Source organism: Streptomyces sp. NPDC055239, from assembly GCF_053606205.1.
This window is the reverse complement of the sequence record NZ_JBSGRD010000013.1, coordinates 1-18345: the sequence shown is the minus strand read 5'-3', so window position 1 is coordinate 18345 and position 18345 is coordinate 1. Positions and strand designations below refer to the sequence as shown.

1 protein-coding gene is annotated in these 18345 nt (G+C 72.2%); it reads left to right on the top strand.

Annotated features, from left to right (window positions below; translation table 11 throughout):
• Window positions 1–71: 71 nt before the first annotated feature.
• The coding region (locus tag ACWFRJ_RS33320) for a type I polyketide synthase (protein WP_453539459.1) at window positions 72–18345 on the top strand (18274 nt) is incomplete at its 3' end.

The following is an 18345-nucleotide window of genomic DNA, read 5'->3' as shown; positions in this document are numbered from 1 at the left end:
CTTGCGGAGATTTCGGGGTATCGGGAACCCAGGGAATCTGGGTGATCCAGCACATCTAAGGAGACGCACTCATGAGGGCAGCGGACGGCCGGGACTCGGCGCTCGCCATCGTCGGTGTCTCGTGTCGCTTCGCCGGGGCGGAGAACCCGGACGAGCTGTGGCGGCTCCTTGCCTCAGGCGGGAGCGGTGTCGGAGAGGTGCCGCCCGGGCGCTGGACGGGAGCCGCAGCCGGCCAGACTCCTCGCCACGGTGCCTATCTGGAGCACGTCGACGAGTTCGACGCCGCGTTCTTCGGCATCTCGCCCCGGGAGGCCCCGTTCGTGGACCCCCAGCAGCGGCTCGCCCTCGAACTGGGCTGGGAGGCGCTGGAGGACGCCCGGATCACGCCGGACCGGATCCGTGGCACCCGGCTCGGCACATTCGTCGGCGTCACCGGCGACGACTACGCCCAACTCCTCGCCCCGCACGCCCAGACGCTCGCTACGCAGCACGCGCTCACCGGCGTGGCACGCGGTGTCCTCGCCAACCGACTGGCCGGCTTCCTCGGTGCCCGCGGACCGAGCATCACCGTCGACTCCGCGCAGTCCTCCTCCCTGGTCGCACTCCATCTCGCTGGTGCGAGCCTGCGCGCGGGCGAGTCCGACGCCGCCCTGGTCTGCGGAGTCAATCTCCATCTGCTGCCGCAGAGCGTGCTGCTCGCCGATCGCCTCGGTGCGCTGTCCACACGCGGTGGTTGCTACACCTTCGACGAGCGCGCCGACGGCTACGTACCGGGCGAGGGCGGCGGCGCCGTCGTCCTGAAGCGCCTTGACACCGCACTCGCCGATGGCGACCGCATCCTGTGCCTGGTCCGCGGCAGCGCGACCAACAACGATTACGCCGGAGCGACCCTGACGGCCCCGACCGCCGAGGCCCAGTCCGACGTCCTCACCTCCGCCTACCGGAGCGCCGGCATCGCGCCCGGGGCCGTCGGCTACGTCGAACTGCACGGCACCGGCACTCCCACCGGGGACCCCGTCGAGGCCGCCGCACTGGGCGATGCGCTCGGCCGTCACCGCCCGGCGGACCGGCCCCTCGCCGTCGGATCGGTGAAGACCAACATCGGTCACCTCGGCGGGGCCGCCGGTATAGCCGGTCTCATCAAGGTCGTCCTCTCCCTCAAGCATCGCCGACTGCCCGCCAGCCTCAACTTCAAGAACCCCAACCCCCGGATCCCCTTCGAGGAACTGAACATCCGTGTGCAGCGGGAACTGAGTCCGTGGCCCGTCAGCTCCACGGGGCCCGATGGCGAGTACGGCGAACTCGTCGCAGGCGTCAGCTCCTTCGGCATGGGCGGCACCAACTGTCATGTGGTCCTGTCCGGCTGGGACCCCCGCCCGGTCGCGCCCGCCGACGCGTCGGCATCATCTCTTCCCGAAGTGCCGTGGCTGTTGTCCGGACGCAGCGAGGCCGCCCTGCGTGACGCCGCGTCCCGGCTGGCAGGCAGCGGCGCGGTCAACGACACGGAAGCGTCAGCGACGGATGTCGCATGGTCCCTCGCCGCGTCCCGCAAGGGCTTCGAGCGGCGGGCTGCCGTCGTGGCGCCCTCGCACGAAAAGCTGCTGACCGCAGTGCGCGGACTCGCCGACGGGACCCCCGGGCCCGACGTCGTGTTGTCCGGCCCGGCGACGTCGGGCGAGGTGGGAGTGGTGTTCTCGGGCCGGGCCCCGAAGGACGGCGGCGCGGGCCTGGCTCTGTCCGTCTTCCCCGTGTTCGCCGAGGCGTTGGCGGAGGTGTACGAAGCCTTCGACGAGGTGGCCCCAGAGGTCGTCGACACGCTCGGTCTGCCGACGGGGGCGAATGCGCGGCTCGGGCTGGAGGACGGGGTGTTCGGCGCGGAGCTGCGTCGGGCCAGGGACAGGGGGACTGGCGAGGAGCCGGAGAGCGAGGGGCGGGCGCAGGCCCGAGCCTTCGCGTTCGGCGTGGCCTCGTGGCGGCTGCTGGCGTCGTGGGGTCTGGTGCCGTCGGCCGTGGTGGGACACGCGGTGGGCGAGCTGACGGCCGCGCACGTGTCGGGCGTGTGGTCGCTGCGGGACGCGGCTCGGGTGGTGCTGGCGCGCGGCTGGCTGAGCGAGACCTCGTCGGCCGATGAGGCGGAGGCCTACCTCAGGGTGCTGTCCTCGGTCGAGTCCGAAGCCCCGCGGCTGCCCGTGGCGTCGACGGCGCTGGGAGGGGCGGTGGAACCCGCACAGCTCCAGGACCCGGCGCACTGGGTGCGACAGGCGCGTGAGACGACTCCATGCGCCGACGGCCTGGCGGCGCTGTTGCGGGACAGCGACATGTCGGCCTTCGTGGAGATCTGCCCGGACGCGGCTCTCACGTCGTTGGCTGCGGGCGCGGATGCCGAGACCCTGCCCGTCGTCATCTCGCTGGTTGAAGAAACCGAGAACCGCGTATCGGTCAAGTCGCTGGCGGAGCTGTGGGTGTCGGGCGTCGACGTCGACTGGGCCCCTCTGCTGGTCGGCGCCCGAGGCGTCGACCTGCCGACCTACCCCTTCCAGCGCCGTCGCTTCTGGCTCGACGCCGAGCCGGTATCGGCCACCACGGAGGCACCCGACACCGCAGCGGCCAGCAGCGGCACGGACACCGCGAGCCTCGGTCGTGAGGAGTTCACCCGGCTGAGCGCGCTCACCGGACCGAAACGGACGGCGGCCCTGCGCACCTTCGTGTGCGAACAGGCGGCCCTCGTCATGCGGGACACGAGCCCCGTCGACCCGACACTCACGTTCAAGGATCTCGGTTTCGACTCCGTCATGATCCAGGAACTCGGCACGATACTCGCGGCGTGCACGGGACTGCCCGTCAAGGCGAGCACGGTGTTCGACCACCCCACGCCCCAGGCCCTGGCCGCGCACATCGACGTCTCACGTACCACCGTCGACCGGCCCACCGGTCTGCAGGATGGGTCTCACGAGCCCCTCGATTCCCGCGAACCCCTCGATTCCCGCGAACCCGCCACCGGACTGGCCGCTCGCGCGAAGTCGCCCCACGTGACGACCCCAACCCCGGACCACCCGGGTTCCACGACGCCCGCCGCTCGTCCCGACGGCGAGACGACTGGCCCGGCGCACGAGCAGGACAAGCGCCTGCGGCACACCGACGACGAACCCGTCGCCGTGGTCGGCATGGCCTGCCGGTACCCCGGCGGAGTCGGCTCGGCGGACGATCTCTGGCGTCTCGTCGCCGACGGCGCACATGCTGCCACGACCTGGCCCACGGACCGTGGCTGGGCCTCGCACGGAACGGACACGGGGGAGACCGCTCCCGGTGGCGGATTCCTCGCCGCGGCGGCGGACTTCGACGCGGAGTTCTTCGGTATCGCGCCGCGTGAGGCGCTGGCGATGGACCCGCAGCAGCGGTTGCTCCTCGAGACCTCCTGGGAAGCCCTCGAACAGGCCGGGATGGACCCGGACGGTCTGCGACGCTCGGCCACCGGCGTCTATGTCGGCGCCACCACCCACGACTACGGCCCACGCGCCCACCAGGCACCGGACCACCTCGCAGGCCAGATCCTCACCGGCAGCACTCCCAGCGTGATCTCGGGCCGGGTGGCGTACACGTTCGGTTTCGAGGGTCCCGCGGTGACGGTGGACACGGCGTGTTCGTCGTCGCTGGTGGCCGTGCACCTGGCCGGCAAGGCCCTGCGGTCGGGCGAGTGCGACCTGGCCCTGGCCGGTGGCGTCGCCGTCATGGCGACGGACGGCATGTTCCGCGAGTTCGGCCGGCAAGGGGGGCTGGCGGCCGACGGCCGGTGCAAGCCCTTCTCGGCCGACGCCGACGGAACGGCGTGGTCCGAGGGTGTCGGCGTGCTTGTCCTGGAACGTCTGTCGGACGCCCGACGCAACGGGCACGAGGTTCTCGCGGTGGTGCGGGGCAGTGCGGTCAATCAGGACGGCGCGTCCAACGGCCTGTCCGCGCCCAGTGGTTCCGCTCAACAGCGGGTGATCCGATCGGCGTTGGCGGACGCGGGCCTGGATGCGTCGGACGTGGATGCGGTGGAGGCGCACGGTACGGGGACGAGGCTGGGTGATCCGATCGAGGCGGAGGCGTTGCTGGCCACGTATGGGCAGGGCCGTGGTGGCGAGGGGCCGTTGTGGCTGGGTTCGGTGAAGTCGAACATTGGGCACACCCAGGCGGCCGCTGGCGTCGCGGGTGTCATCAAGATGGTGCAGGCGTTGCGGCATGGCGCGTTGCCTGCTTCGTTGTATGCCGGTCGGCCGTCGGCGCACGTGGACTGGTCTTCTGGTGGGGTGCGGTTGCTTGCCGAGGCGCGTGAGTGGTCGGAGGCGGGGCGGGAGCGTCGGGCGGGTGTGTCCTCGTTCGGCATCAGCGGCACCAACGCCCACGTGATCGTGGAACAGGCCCCGGCCGCGATCGAGCCCGTGAGCCGTCGCGATGTGCCTTCGGTCGTGCCGTGGGTCCTCTCGGCCCGCGGTGCCGACGCGCTCCGGGACCAGGCGGAGCGTCTCGCGGCATTCGTGGACGCCCGACCGGACGTGTCCGCCGCGGACGTGGGTCTCTCCCTCGCGTCCGGGCGGGCGGTGCATGGGCATCGTGCGGTGGTGTCGGGTGCGTCGCGGGAGGAGTTGCTTGCTGGGGTGCGGGCTCTGGCCCGGGGTGTGGGTGAGGTTGGCGGGGTGCGGGTCGATGGTGCTGTGGCGCGGACGGTGTTCGTGTTTCCGGGGCAGGGCTCGCAGTGGACCGGCATGGCGGTTGAACTGCTGGACGACTCGCCGGTGTTCGCGCAGCGGATGGACGAGTGCGCCGCGGCCCTCGCGCCCCATCTGGATGTTCCCCTGCTGGAAGCGCTGCGGGATGAAGCGGCGTTGGGTCGGGTGGAGGTGGTGCAGCCTGCGTTGTGGGCTGTGATGGTGTCGTTGGCCGCGGTGTGGGAGTCCTATGGCGTGCGTCCGGCTGCGGTGGTGGGTCATTCGCAGGGTGAGATTGCTGCGGCGGTGGTGGCGGGTGCGTTGAGTTTGGAGGACGGTGCGCGGGTGGTGGCGCTGCGCAGTCGCGCGATCGCCGCCGAACTCGCCGGCCACGGCGGCATGGTCGCGGTGCAGCGCCCCCTCGCGGAGGTGGAGCAGCTGATCGCCCCGTACGCGGGCGAGGTGACGATCGCTGCCGTGAACGGGCAGGCGTCCACCGTGGTCTCTGGTGGCACCGACGCGCTCCACAGCCTCATGGCGGACTGCGAGCCCCGTGGCATACGGGCCCGCCGCATCCCGGTCGACTACGCCTCACACTCGGCGCAGGTGGACGCGCTGACCGACCGGATTCTCGCCGACCTGGCCCCGATCCGGGCGGGCCGCGCTAAGGTGCCGTTCTTCTCGACGGTCACCGCCGACTGGCTCGGCGACGACGTGCCGGACGCCGCCTACTGGGTGCGCAATCTCCGTCACCGGGTCCGCTTCGAAGAAGCCGTACGGGAGTTGGCCGCCGACGGGTTCGACGCCTTCGTGGAATGCAGCGCCCACCCGGTGCTGGCCGGGAACGTGACGCACACACTGGAGGAAGCCGACCGGGACGCGGTCGTGGTCGGCTCGCTGCTCCTCGGCGACGGCGGCCTGCGGCGCCTGCTGACCTCGCTGAGCGCCGTCTTCACCCACGGCGTCCCCGTGGACTGGTCCCAGATCTACACCGGCACCGGTGCCCGCCACGTCACGCTGCCCTCGTACGCCTTCCAACGAGAGCGTTTCTGGCTCGCCCCCGACACCGGCACCGGCTCCCCGGACGTCGCGTCCGCCGGACTCACCCCGGTCCGCCACCCGCTGCTCGGCGCGGCAGTGCGCACCGCCGTCGACGAGAGCCTCGTCCTGACCGGACGACTCACCGAGCAGAACCAGCGATGGCTCTACGACCACGCTGTCGGCACACTCCCGCTCCTGCCGGGAACCGCCCTGCTCGAACTGGCGGCCCACGCCGGCGCGCGATACGGCACCCCCCACATCGACGAACTCACCCTGCACGCCCCGCTGCCGCTGCCCGCCGCCGGCGACGCCACGGACCTCCAGGTCACCGTCACCGCCGACGGCCCCGAACGCGCCACCGCGACCGTGCACAGCCGCCCCGGAACCGATGACCCGTCGGGCACCCCGGACTCCCACCTGCCCTGGACCCACCACGCGACAGCGGCCCTCGGCACGGCGGCCCCCGCACCGGACCCCGCCACACCCGACTGGGCCGCCACCTGGCCGCCCCCCGGCACCACCGGGACCGACCTCACCGGCTTCTACGACGAACTGGCCGACGACGGATACGCCTACGGTCCCGCCTTCCAGCGCCTGACCGGCCTCTGGAACGCCCCCGACGGCACCGTCTACGCGGAGACGCGCCTGCCCGAGCACGACGAGCCCGCATTCCCGGAGGGCGCGGGATTCGCCCTCCATCCGGCGCTCCTCGACGCAGTCCTGCACGCCGTGGTTGCCACCGGCCGCTCCGAGGGCGAACTGCACCTGCCGTACGCCTTCAACGAGGTCTCGGTACACACCACCGGCGCCCGCACACTGCGCGCCAGGATCACCCCCTCCGGCGGCTCCGCCGTCGCCCTCGACCTCGCCGACCCGTCGGGGCGGCCAGTAGCGAGCATCGGCTCCCTCACCCTGCGGCCCGCCGACACCACACAGCTCACCGCGTCGCACGGCACGGCGGGCCGCTCCCTCTTCGCCGTGGAGTGGGAACCACTGCCGCTGCCCGCCGAGGCGCGCGCCACAGGCCACTGGGCGGTGCTCACCGACGACGACGCGTCACCGGTCCCAGACGCCCTGCGGAAAGCCGCCGCCGCACCGGACACCTACCGCGACCTCGACGGCCTGCGCGCCGCCCTCGACGTCGGCGCCGACGCACCCGACGTCCTCGTGTGGACCGTGCGCGACCGGCACAGCGACACGGTGAACGCTGCGTACGGCCACGCGGCCACGGCCCTGGAGACCGCCCGCGCCCTGCTCCTCGACGAACGCCTGGCCGGAACCCGTCTCCTCGCCGTCACCGAGGGAGCGGTCGGCCCGACATCCGCCGTCGGCACGACATCCGCGGCCGGTGTCGCCGCCGCCACCGTCTGGGGCTTCCTGCGCACCGCGCACACCGAAACTCCCGGACGGTTCCTCCTGGCCGACACCGACCAGGACCCCGATTCGCTGCGACTCCTGCCCGCCCTCGCCGCGGGCGACGAACCCCAGGTCGCGCTCCGCGCCGGCCAGGCCCACACCCTCCGGCTCGCCCGCGTCACGGGCCCGGCCGACGACACCGCCATGCCCTTCGGACCAGACAGCACGGTCCTGCTCACCGGCGCCACCGGACACATCGGCCGCCTGATCGCCCGGCGTCTGGTCGAGGAGCACGGCGTACGCCGACTCGTCCTCGTCAGCCGACGCGGAGCCGATGCCACCGGCGACCTCACCTCAGAGCTCGCCGAGGCAGGCTGCGAGGTGACCACACTCGGCTGCGATCCTTCGGACCACGACGCCCTGCAGACCGCGCTCGCGGGCATCCGCGCCGACCACACCCTCACCGCCGTGGTGCACGCGGCGGGCGCCCTCGACGACGGAGTCGTCACCTCCCTGACGCCCGACCAGCTCACCACCGTGCTGCGCCCCAAGGTGGACGCCGCCTGGAACCTGCACGAACTCACCCGCGACGAGCCGCTGACCGCCTTCGTCCTCATGTCCTCGGTCTCCGGCGTCCTCGGCGGTGCGGGACAGGCCAACTACGCCGCCGCCAACGCGTTCCTCGACGCACTCGCCGTCCACCGCGCCGACCTCGGTCTGCCGGCACAGAGCCAGGTCTGGGGCCTGTGGGAACAGGACGACCTCAGCGGCGGCATGGCCTCCGGCCTGGACACCACCGACCGCACGAGGCTGGCCCGGCTCGGTGTGGCGCCCCTGCCCGAGGACGAGGCCCTCGCGCTGTTCGACCGAGCGGTCGCCGACCGCGGGCCGCTCGTCGTCCCCACCAAACTGGACCTGCGCCGGGTACGCGAACAAGCGCCCGGCGAGGGGATACCCGCGCTGCTGCGCGGACTCGTCCGTCCGGCGCGGCCCGCGGGTGCCGACGAGACGTTCACCGAGCGTCTGACGGCCCTGGCACCGGACGAGCGGATGGACCTGGCACTCGGACTCGTACGTGACCTGTCCTCCGCTGTCCTCGGCCACGCCTCGGCCGATCGGATCCCCGTCACCCGCGCCTTCCGGGACTTGGGCTTCGACTCGCTCAGCGCACTCGAACTGCGGAACCGTCTGAACAACGCGACCGGACTGCGCCTTCCCGCCGGACTGGTCTTCGACCGTCCCACCCCATCCGAACTGGCCGCCCACCTGGTCGAGTTGGTGGGACCGGGTCGGCAGGAGGAGTCCGCCGCGCCGACCGCACCCACCGACGAACCCCTCGCGATCGTCGGCATGGCCTGCCGCTACCCCGGAGGCGTCACCAGTCCCGAAGAGCTCTGGGAGCTGACGGCCACCGGCGCGGACGGCATCGGCCGCTTCCCGGCGGACCGCGGCTGGGACCTCGACGGGCTCTACCACCCCGACCCGGACCACACCGGCACGTCGTACACCCGTGAGGGCGGATTCCTGTACGACGCGGGCGACTTCGACGCCGGCTTCTTCGGCATCTCACCGCGTGAGGCGCTGGCGATGGACCCGCAGCAGCGGCTGCTTCTCGAGACCTCCTGGGAAGCCCTCGAACAGGCGGGACTCGACGCGGACGGCCTGCACGGCACCCGCACCGGCGTTTTCGCGGGACAGGTGTACCACGACTACGCACCGCCGCTGGACCAGACCCCGGGGCACGTCGAGGGCTTGCTCATGACCGGCAGCGCGGGCAGCGTCCTGTCGGGCCGGGTGGCGTACACGTTCGGTTTCGAGGGTCCCGCGGTGACGGTGGACACGGCGTGCTCGTCGTCGCTGGTGGCGATACACCTGGCGGGCAGGGCCCTGCGGTCGGGCGAGTGCGATCTGGCCCTGGCCGGCGGCGTGACCGTCATGGCCACCCCCGCCCCCTTCGTGCAGTTCGGGCGACAGCGGGGGCTGGCGGCCGACGGCCGGTGCAAGCCCTTCTCGGCCGACGCCGACGGCATCGGGATGTCCGAGGGTGTCGGCGTGCTTGTCCTGGAGCGTCTGTCGGATGCCCGGCGCAATGGGCATCGCGTGCTTGCGGTGGTGCGGGGCAGTGCGGTCAATCAGGACGGTGCGTCCAATGGGCTGTCCGCGCCGAGTGGTCCTGCGCAGCAGCGGGTGATTCGGGCGGCGTTGGCGGATGCGGGTCTGGATGCGTCGGATGTGGATGTGGTGGAGGCGCACGGTACGGGGACGAGGCTGGGCGATCCGATCGAGGCGGAGGCGTTGCTGGCGACGTATGGGCAGGGGCGTGGTGCGGAGCGGCCGTTGTGGCTGGGGTCGGTGAAGTCGAATGTGGGGCACACTCAGGCCGCTGCCGGTGTGGCCGGTGTCATCAAGATGGTGCAGGCGTTGCGGCATGGCGCGTTGCCTGCTTCGTTGTATGCCGGTCGGCCGTCGGCGCACGTGGACTGGTCTTCTGGTGGGGTGCGGTTGCTTGCCGAGGCGCGTGAGTGGTCGGAGGCGGGGCGGGTGCGTCGGGCGGGTGTGTCCTCGTTCGGCATCAGCGGCACCAACGCCCACCTTGTTCTCGAAGAGGCACCAGTTCAGACCGGGTCGGGGGCGGCCCGACGCACCGAACTCCCGGTCGTGCCCTGGGTGATCTCCGCACGCAGCCACAACGCGCTGCGTGCGCAGGCCGGTCGGCTGGCGGCCTGCGTCGAGGCCCGGCCCGACACCTCCGTCACGGATGTCAGCGCCGCTCTCGCGTCCGGGCGGGCGGTGCATGGGCATCGTGCGGTGGTTGCGGGTGGGTCGCGGGAGGAGTTGGTTGCTGGGGTGCGGGCTCTGGCCCGGGGCGTGGGTGACGTTGGTGTGGTCCGGGTCGATGGTGCTGTGGCGCGGACGGTGTTCGTGTTTCCGGGGCAGGGCTCGCAGTGGACCGGCATGGCGGTGGAACTGCTGGACGACTCACCGGTGTTCGCGCAGCGGATGGACGAGTGCGCCGCGGCGCTCGCGCCCCATCTGGATGTTCCTCTGTTGCAAGCGCTGCGGGATGAAGCGGCGTTGGAGCGGGTGGAGGTTGTCCAGCCCGCGCTGTGGGCCGTGATGGTGTCGCTGGCCGCGGTGTGGGAGTCGGTGGGGGTGCGTCCGGCTGCGGTGGTGGGTCATTCGCAGGGTGAGATCGCCGCCGCGGTGGTGGCGGGTGCGTTGAGTTTGGAGGACGGTGCGCGGGTGGTGGCGCTGCGGAGTCGGGCGATCGCCGCCGAACTCGCCGGCCACGGCGGCATGGCATCCGTGGCATCCTCCGAGAAGAACGTGCGCCGCCTTCTGGACGGCATCACGGCCCCCGTGACCATCGCCGCGGTCAACGGGCCCACCGCCACCGTCGTCTCGGGCACCCCCGAAGGACTCGACGCACTCAGGACCCGGTGTGAGCGCGACGGAGTACGCTACCGCCGCATCCCGGTCGACTACGCCTCGCACTCGGCGCAGGTGGACGCGCTGACCGACCGGATTCTGGCCGACCTGGCCCCGATCCGGGCGGGCCGCGCTAAGGTGCCGTTCTTCTCGACGGTCACCGCCGACTGGCTCGGCGACGACGTGCCGGACGCCGCCTACTGGGTGCGCAACCTGCGCAGTACGGTGCGTTTCGAAGAAGCCGTACGCGCTCTCGCCGCGACGGATGCCGGAGCGTTCGTGGAATGCAGCGCCCACCCGGTGCTGACCGCGGCCGTGCAGGACACGCTCGATGCGGCCGGCCACGAGGCCGCGGTGACCGGAACGCTGCGCCGCGACGACGGAGGGGCGCGACGCCTGTTCGCCTCGCTCGGCGAAGCCTTCGCGCACGGAGTGTCCGTGGACTGGGCGCGGATGCTCGCCGCCGCCGACACCGGACACGTCGATCTGCCCACCTACGCCTTCCAGCGCGAGCGCTACTGGTGGGACTCCGACACGCTCCGCAGGCCCGCCACCGCGCAGGACACCTCGCGTCCCGCCGACGACAGCGGCTTCTGGGAGGCCGTGCAGAGCGACGACGCCGAAACCCTGGCCGGGCTCCTCGACGTCGACGGCGACACCCTGGACGGCGTGCTGCCCGCCCTGCGGACCTGGCGCCGGAACCGTACGGCCACGGCCGCCGTGGACTCCTGGCGGTACCACGTGCGCTGGACCCCCGCCGCCCTGCCTAACAACCCGGTTCTGAAGGGCACATGGCTGCTGGCCGTGCCCGCCGACTCCGCCGCGGCGACCGTCTGCGCCGAAGCTGTCGCCGCCGCCGTACGCGACCACGGCGGTGACGTCACCACGCTCACCCTGACCGCGAACGCCACGCGCGACGACATCGCGGGCCGGCTGCCCGACGGAACGATCGCGGGCGTGCTTTCCCTGCTGACCGCCGCCGACGGCGCCGCAACCGCGGACGGCGTCCCGCGCACCGGCCTCACCACGACGGTCGCCCTGCTCCAGGCCCTCGGCGAGGCCGGGACCGGCGGCCCCCTGTGGTGCCTGACCCACGACGCCGTCACCGTCGGAGCCCAGGACCTGCGCACCGTCCGGGACAACGCCGCTGCCCAGCACATGGTGTGGGGCCTCGGCAGGATCGCGGCTCTGGAACACCCCGAGCGGTTCGGCGGCCTCATCGACCTGCCCGCACGGCCCGACGCGCGCACGGGCCGTCTCCTCGCGGCCGTCCTGTCCGGCGACACCGGCGAGGACCAAGTGGCCCTGCGCCCGTCCGGCGCCCTCGTCCGCCGCCTCTCCCGCACCAGTGCCCCCGGCACTCGCCCGGCATGGCGCCCACGTGGCACCGTCCTGGTGACCGGCGGCACCGGAGGCCTCGGCGCCCGCGTGGCCCGCCACCTCGCCCGGACGGGCGCCGAACACCTCCTGCTGGCCGGCCGACGTGGCCCCGACGCACCGGGTGCCGCCGAACTGAGCGCGGAGCTGGAGGAGACCGGCGTACGCGTCACCCTTGCCGCCTGCGACGTCGGAGACCGCGCGGCCCTCGCCGACCTGCTCGCCACGGTGTCCGCCGACTGCCCGCTGACGGCGGTCGTCCACACCGCGGCCGTCCTCGACGACTCCGTCGTCGAACGCCTCACCCCCGAGCAGATCGACCAGGTCCTGCGAGTCAAGGCCGACGGCGCCTGGCACCTGCACGAGCTGACCCAGGACACCGACCTCGACGCCTTCGTGCTCTTCTCCTCCCTGGCCGGCACCCTGGGCGCCTCCGGGCAGGGCAACTACGCCCCCGGCAACGCCTATCTGGACGCCCTCGCCGAGCAACGGCACGCCCTGGGGCTGCCCGCCACCTCCATCGCCTGGAGCATCTGGGACGAGCGGGGCATGGCCGGCCAGGGCGACATCGAGGCGAACGCCGGCCGCCACGGCCTGCCCGTGATGGACCCCGACCTGGCGGCCGCGGCCCTCCTCGCGGTGGCCGGTGACACCGAACCGACCGTCCTGGTCGCGGACGTGGAGTGGGACAGGTTCCACGTGGCCTACACCGCAACCCGCCCCAGCCCGTTCCTCGCCGACCTGCCGGAGACACGACAGCTCACCGCCGCGGCCCCGCGGTCGGCCACGGACACGACCGCGGGCACCGACGGGATCGCCGCCCGCATCACCGCGCTGGGCGACCGGACCGAACAACAGGCCGCCCTGCTCACCCTCGTCCGCGAACAGGCCGCCAAGGTCCTCGGCCACTCCGGACCCGACGCCGTCGAACCCACGACCGCATACCGGGATCTCGGCTTCGACTCCGTCACCGCCGTCGAACTGCGCAACCGGCTGAACAAGGTGACCGGACTGCGCCTGCCCTCCACCGTCGTCTTCGACCACCCCAACGCCCGGACCCTCGCAGCCCACCTGCGCGACCAACTCGTCGACGACAAAAACGCAGACCCGGCCCCGGCACCCGCACCCGCCCCGACCCCGGCGGACAAGGACGACCGGATCGCCATCGTCGGCATGAGCTGTCGCTTCCCCGGGGACGTGCGCTCTCCGCAGGACCTGTGGCGCCTGCTCCGCGACGGTGGCGACGCCATCACCCCGTTCCCCGGCGACCGGGGCTGGGACCTCGACACACTCCGCGCGGGCGACTCCGGTGGGCGCACCGGCACGTCGAGCGCACATGAGGGCGGGTTCCTGCACGACGCGGGCGACTTCGACGCGGAGTTCTTCGGCATCTCACCGCGTGAGGCACTGGCGATGGACCCGCAGCAGCGGCTGCTCCTCGAAACCTCCTGGGAAGCCCTCGAACAGGCGGGCATCGACCCGACCGGCCTGCACGGCACCCGCACCGCCGTGTTCACCGGCACCAACGGCGGCGACTACCTCACCGTCAGCCCCGACGTCCCCGAGGAGACCGCCGGATACGTAGCCACGGGCAACATCGGCAGTGTCCTCTCCGGCCGCATCGCCTACACGCTCGGACTTCAGGGACCGGCTCTCACCGTGGACACGGCCTGTTCGTCCTCGCTGGTCGCCCTGCACCTGGCCGTGCGCTCGCTCCGCCAGGGCGAGTGCGACCTCGCCCTCACCGGTGGCGTCACTGTCATGTCCACCCCGGGCATCTTCACCGAGTTCACCCGCCAGGGCGGCCTGGCCCCCGACGGCCGCAGCAAGGCGTTCGGAGCGGGCGCGGACGGCGCCGGGTTCGCCGAGGGAGTCGGCATCCTCGTCGTCGAACGTCTGTCAGACGCGCGGCGCAACGGGCATCAGGTCCTCGCTGTCGTGCGGGGCAGTGCGGTCAATCAGGACGGCGCGTCCAACGGGCTGTCCGCGCCCAGTGGTCCCGCGCAACAGCGGGTGATCCGGGCGGCGTTGGCGGATGCGGGTGTGGATGCGTCGGATGTGGATGTGGTGGAGGCGCACGGTACGGGTACGCGGCTGGGTGATCCGATCGAGGCCGGGGCGTTGCTGGCCACGTACGGGCAGGGTCGTGATGCCGAGCGGCCGTTGTGGCTGGGGTCGGTGAAGTCGAACATCGGGCACACCCAGGCCGCCGCCGGCGTCGCGGGCGTCATCAAGAGCGTTCTCGCCCTGCGGCACAGTGCCCTGCCCCGGACCCTGCACGCCGAAGAGCCCTCCGCGCACGTCGACTGGTCTCCCGGCACCGTGGCCCTCCTCACCGAGCCGCGCGACTGGCCCGAGACGGGACGGCCCCGGCGCGCCGGAGTCTCCTCGTTCGGAGTCAGCGGAACGAACGCCCACGTCATCCTGGAACAGGGCCCGGACACCGAGACCCACGACGACGCCCCCCGTCCCGACGGCACGACCGAACCCTGGACACTGTCGGCGCTGTCCGACGCGGCCCTGCGTGACCAGGCCAGGCACCTGTTGCCGTTGGCGGAAGGCATCACCGGCACCGCCCGGGCCGACGACATCGGCCACGCCCTCGCGACCACCCGCGCCGCACTCGACCACCGGGCAGTCGTCCTCGGCGCGAACGGCGCCGGGTTGGCGAGCGCGTTGACCGACCTCGCGGAGGGCCGACAGACGCCCGCCGTCGTCCACGGCACGGCCACCACCTCCGACGACCGCGTCGTCTTCGTGTTTCCGGGGCAGGGGTCGCAGTGGGTGGGTATGGCGGTGGAGTTGTTGGCGGATGTGCCGGTGTTCGCGGAGCGGATGGGGGAGTGTGCTGCGGTTTTGGAGCCGTATGTGGATGTTCCTCTGTTGCAAGCGCTGCGGGACGAAGCGGCGTTGGAGCGGGTTGATGTGGTGCAGCCCGTGTTGTGGGCCGTGATGGTGTCGCTGGCCGCGGTGTGGGAGTCCTATGGCGTCCGTCCGGCCGCGATCGTGGGCCATTCGCAGGGTGAGATCGCTGCGGCGGTGGTGGCGGGCGCGCTGAGTCTGGAGGACGGTGCGCGGGTGGTGGCGCTGCGGAGTCGGGCGATCGCCGCCGAACTCGCCGGTCACGGTGGCATGGTCGCGGTGGAACGGCCCCTCGCGGAGGTGGAGCAACTGATCGCCCCGTATGAGGGCGTGGCGACGATCGCCGCCGTGAACAGCCCGGCCACGACGGTGGTTTCCGGCAGCGTGGAGGCGCTGGACCTCCTGATGGCGGACTGCGAGCCCCACGGCATACGGGCCCGCCGCATCCCCGTCGACTACGCCTCCCACTGCGTTCAGGTCGAGAACATCCGCGCCCAGGTCGAAAAGGCGGCAGCCGACGTGGTGCCGCGCCCGGGGCGGGTGCCGTTCTTCTCCACGGTGACCGGAGGCGAGCTCGCCCATACGGAACTGGACGGCACGTACTGGTACCGCAATCTGCGGTCCACCGTCCGCTTCGAGGAGACCGTACGGGCCCTGCTCGACGCGGGATTCCGCAGGTTCGTCGAGGTGAGCGCGCACCCGGTGCTGACCACCGGCGTCCAGATCACCGCCGAGGACCACGGGACGGACGCGACCGTCACGGGCACACTGCGCCGTGACGACGGCGGTCGGCCGCGCCTGCTGCGGTCGCTCGCCGAGGCGTTCGTGACCGGCGTCCCTGTGCGGTGGGCCCGCGCCTACGACGGCCGCCCGGTCCGGCGGGTCGAGCTTCCCACGTACGCCTTCCAGCGGAAGCGGTACTGGGTGGCCGACAGCGGCACCGTCCGTCGCGGTACGCCCGGGCACCAGGACGGCATGGAGGTCACGGGGCACACCCTGCTCGGCAGCGCCGTGCCACTGCCCGGGACCGGTGGGATGCTGTTCACCGGGCGCCTGTCACTGCGGGAACAGCCCTGGTTGCGAGACCACGCCGTACGTGGCCGCGTGCTGGTGCCTGGCACGGCGCTGCTGGACATGGTCCTGCGCGCCGGGGACGCGGTCGGCTGCGACCGGGTCGAGGAACTGACCCTCGAGACCCCGCTGCTCCTGGACGCGTCCCGGCCGGCCCATGTCCAGGTGCTGGTGGCCGGGGCGGCGGAGGACGGCAGCCACGCGGTGGATGTCCATGCCCGTCTCCAGGGTTCCGCGTTCCAGGAAGGGGGCTGGGTCCGGCACGCGCGCGCGACGCTGGTGAGCGGCGCCGGGCACAAAGACCCCGCCGGCCCGGAAATCTGGCCGCCCGCGGACGCGCGACACGTGGACATCACGGGGCTCTACGAGCGACTGGACGAGCAAGGTCTCACGTATGGACCGCAGTTCCGGGGCCTCACGAAGGTGTGGCGCGGGTCCGAGGGCGAACTGTTCGCCGAGGTCTCCCTTCCCGAGGCGGACGTGACGGGCTTCGGTATCCATCCCGCGCTCCTGGACGCGGCCCTCCACGCTTGGCCGGCCTGCGCGGACGGCGAGCACGTCGGTCGGCTGCCCTTCCTCTGGACCGGCGTCACCCTGCACGCCACCGGCGCGACCCGACTGCGGGCAACGCTCACGCCGACCGCCGAGGGCGCTTTCTCGGTACGGGCCACGGACAGCGCGGGGCTGCCGGTCCTGTCCGCCGACGGACTGCTGACCCGCCCGCTCGACGTGGCGCGCCTGCCCGCGCCGCCCGAGGACGGCGTCGCCGCCGCCTACCGGGTGGCCTGGACCTCCGTACCGGCGTCGGCCCAGGACGCGGAACCCCTGTGTGTCGCGGTGCTCGGTGAGACGTCCGCCGGACTGCCCGATACGGATCCGGCCTACGACGGGTGTGCCGACCTGGCAGCACTGGAGGAACACCTGACCCGTGAGGAGTTGTCGGCCCCCGGACACGTCGTGGTGGATCTGCGGGCCGAAGCATTCCCGGACACCGACGATGACACGGCCGCAGCCGCCGAACGCACCGCCCTTCATGCGCTGCAGCTCGTGCAGCGGTGGCTGGCCTGCGAGCGGTTCACGGAGTCCCGGCTGGTCCTCGTCACCGGCGGAGCGGTCCAGGTCCACGACGGCGAGCGCATGGACCACCTCGCGGCCTCACCCGTATGGGGCATGGTGCGCTCGGCGCAGACCGAGCACCCCGGACGTTTCGTCCTCCTTGACGTACTCGACCACACCCCCACGGCATCCGACACGGTACTGCGGGCCCTGACCGCTGACGAACCCCAACTCGCGCTCCGGGGAGGCGACTTGCTCGCCCCTCGACTGGTGCGTGGCGACGCACCGCTGACGTCGGACCACGGCCTCGCCCCGGCGCGGGGACACGACGATTCCGCCTCGGCGCACGACGAGGACCTGGCCGGGGAACGGCGGCTCACTCACGCCGGGAACGGCACGCTGGAAGGGGTCGTCTGGGGTCCGGCGCCGGAGAACGACGCAGACCGCGCTCTGGGCGAGCGCGAGGTGCGGATCGAGATCCGCGCCGTCGGGCTCAACTTCCGGGACGTCCTGATTCCCCTGGGCATGTATCCGGACGCGGAGAACGCGCGGATGGGCAGTGAGGGCGCCGGCGTGGTCACCGGGGTCGGATCCGCCGTCACGGGTGTGGCGGTCGGCGACCGGGTGATGGGCGTCTGGCAGGACGGATTCCGGTCCTCCGTCGTGGTGGATGAGCGGGTGGTGGTGGGGGTTCCGGTGGGGTGGTCGTTTGTTGAGGCTGCTTCGGTGCCGGTGGCGTTTGTGACGGCGTTTTATGCGTTGGTGGATGTGGCGGGTGTGCGGTCGGGTGAGTCGGTGTTGGTGCATGCGGCTGCGGGTGGTGTGGGGATGGCTGCGGTGCAGTTGGCTCGGTGGTTGGGGGCGGAGGTGTGTGCGACGGCGAGTGAGTCGAAGTGGTCGGTGGTGCGGGGGTTGGGTGTTTCGGGGGATCGGATTGCTTCGTCGCGGTCGGTGGGGTTTGCGGAGGTGTTTGGGTCGGGTGTGGATGTGGTGGTGGATTCTTTGGCGGGGGAGTTGGTGGATGCGTCGTTGGGGTTGGTGCGTCCGGGGGGCCGGTTCGTGGAGTTGGGCAAGGCGGACGTGCGGGACCCGGGCGAGGTTGCTGCCGCCTACGAGGGCGTGATGTACCGGGCGTTCGACTTGGCGGACGTGGCGCCGGAGCGGCTGGGGGAGATGCTGCGTGAGGTGGTGGGGCTGTTCGAGGCCGGTGCGCTGGAGTTGCTGCCGAGGCGGGAATGGGATGTGCGGCGTGCTGGTGAGGCGTTTGGGTTGATGAGTCGGGCGGGGCATGTGGGGAAGTTGGTGTTGAGTGTTCCGGCTGTTGTCCCGTCGGAGGTTGTTGCTCCGTCGGAGGGTGGCGGTGGCGGTGGCGGTGACGGTGGTGGTGGTTGGGTGTTGGTGTCGGGTGGTTCGGGTGTGTTGGGTGGTGTGGTGGCGCGGTTTTTGGTGGGTGTGCGGGGTGTGC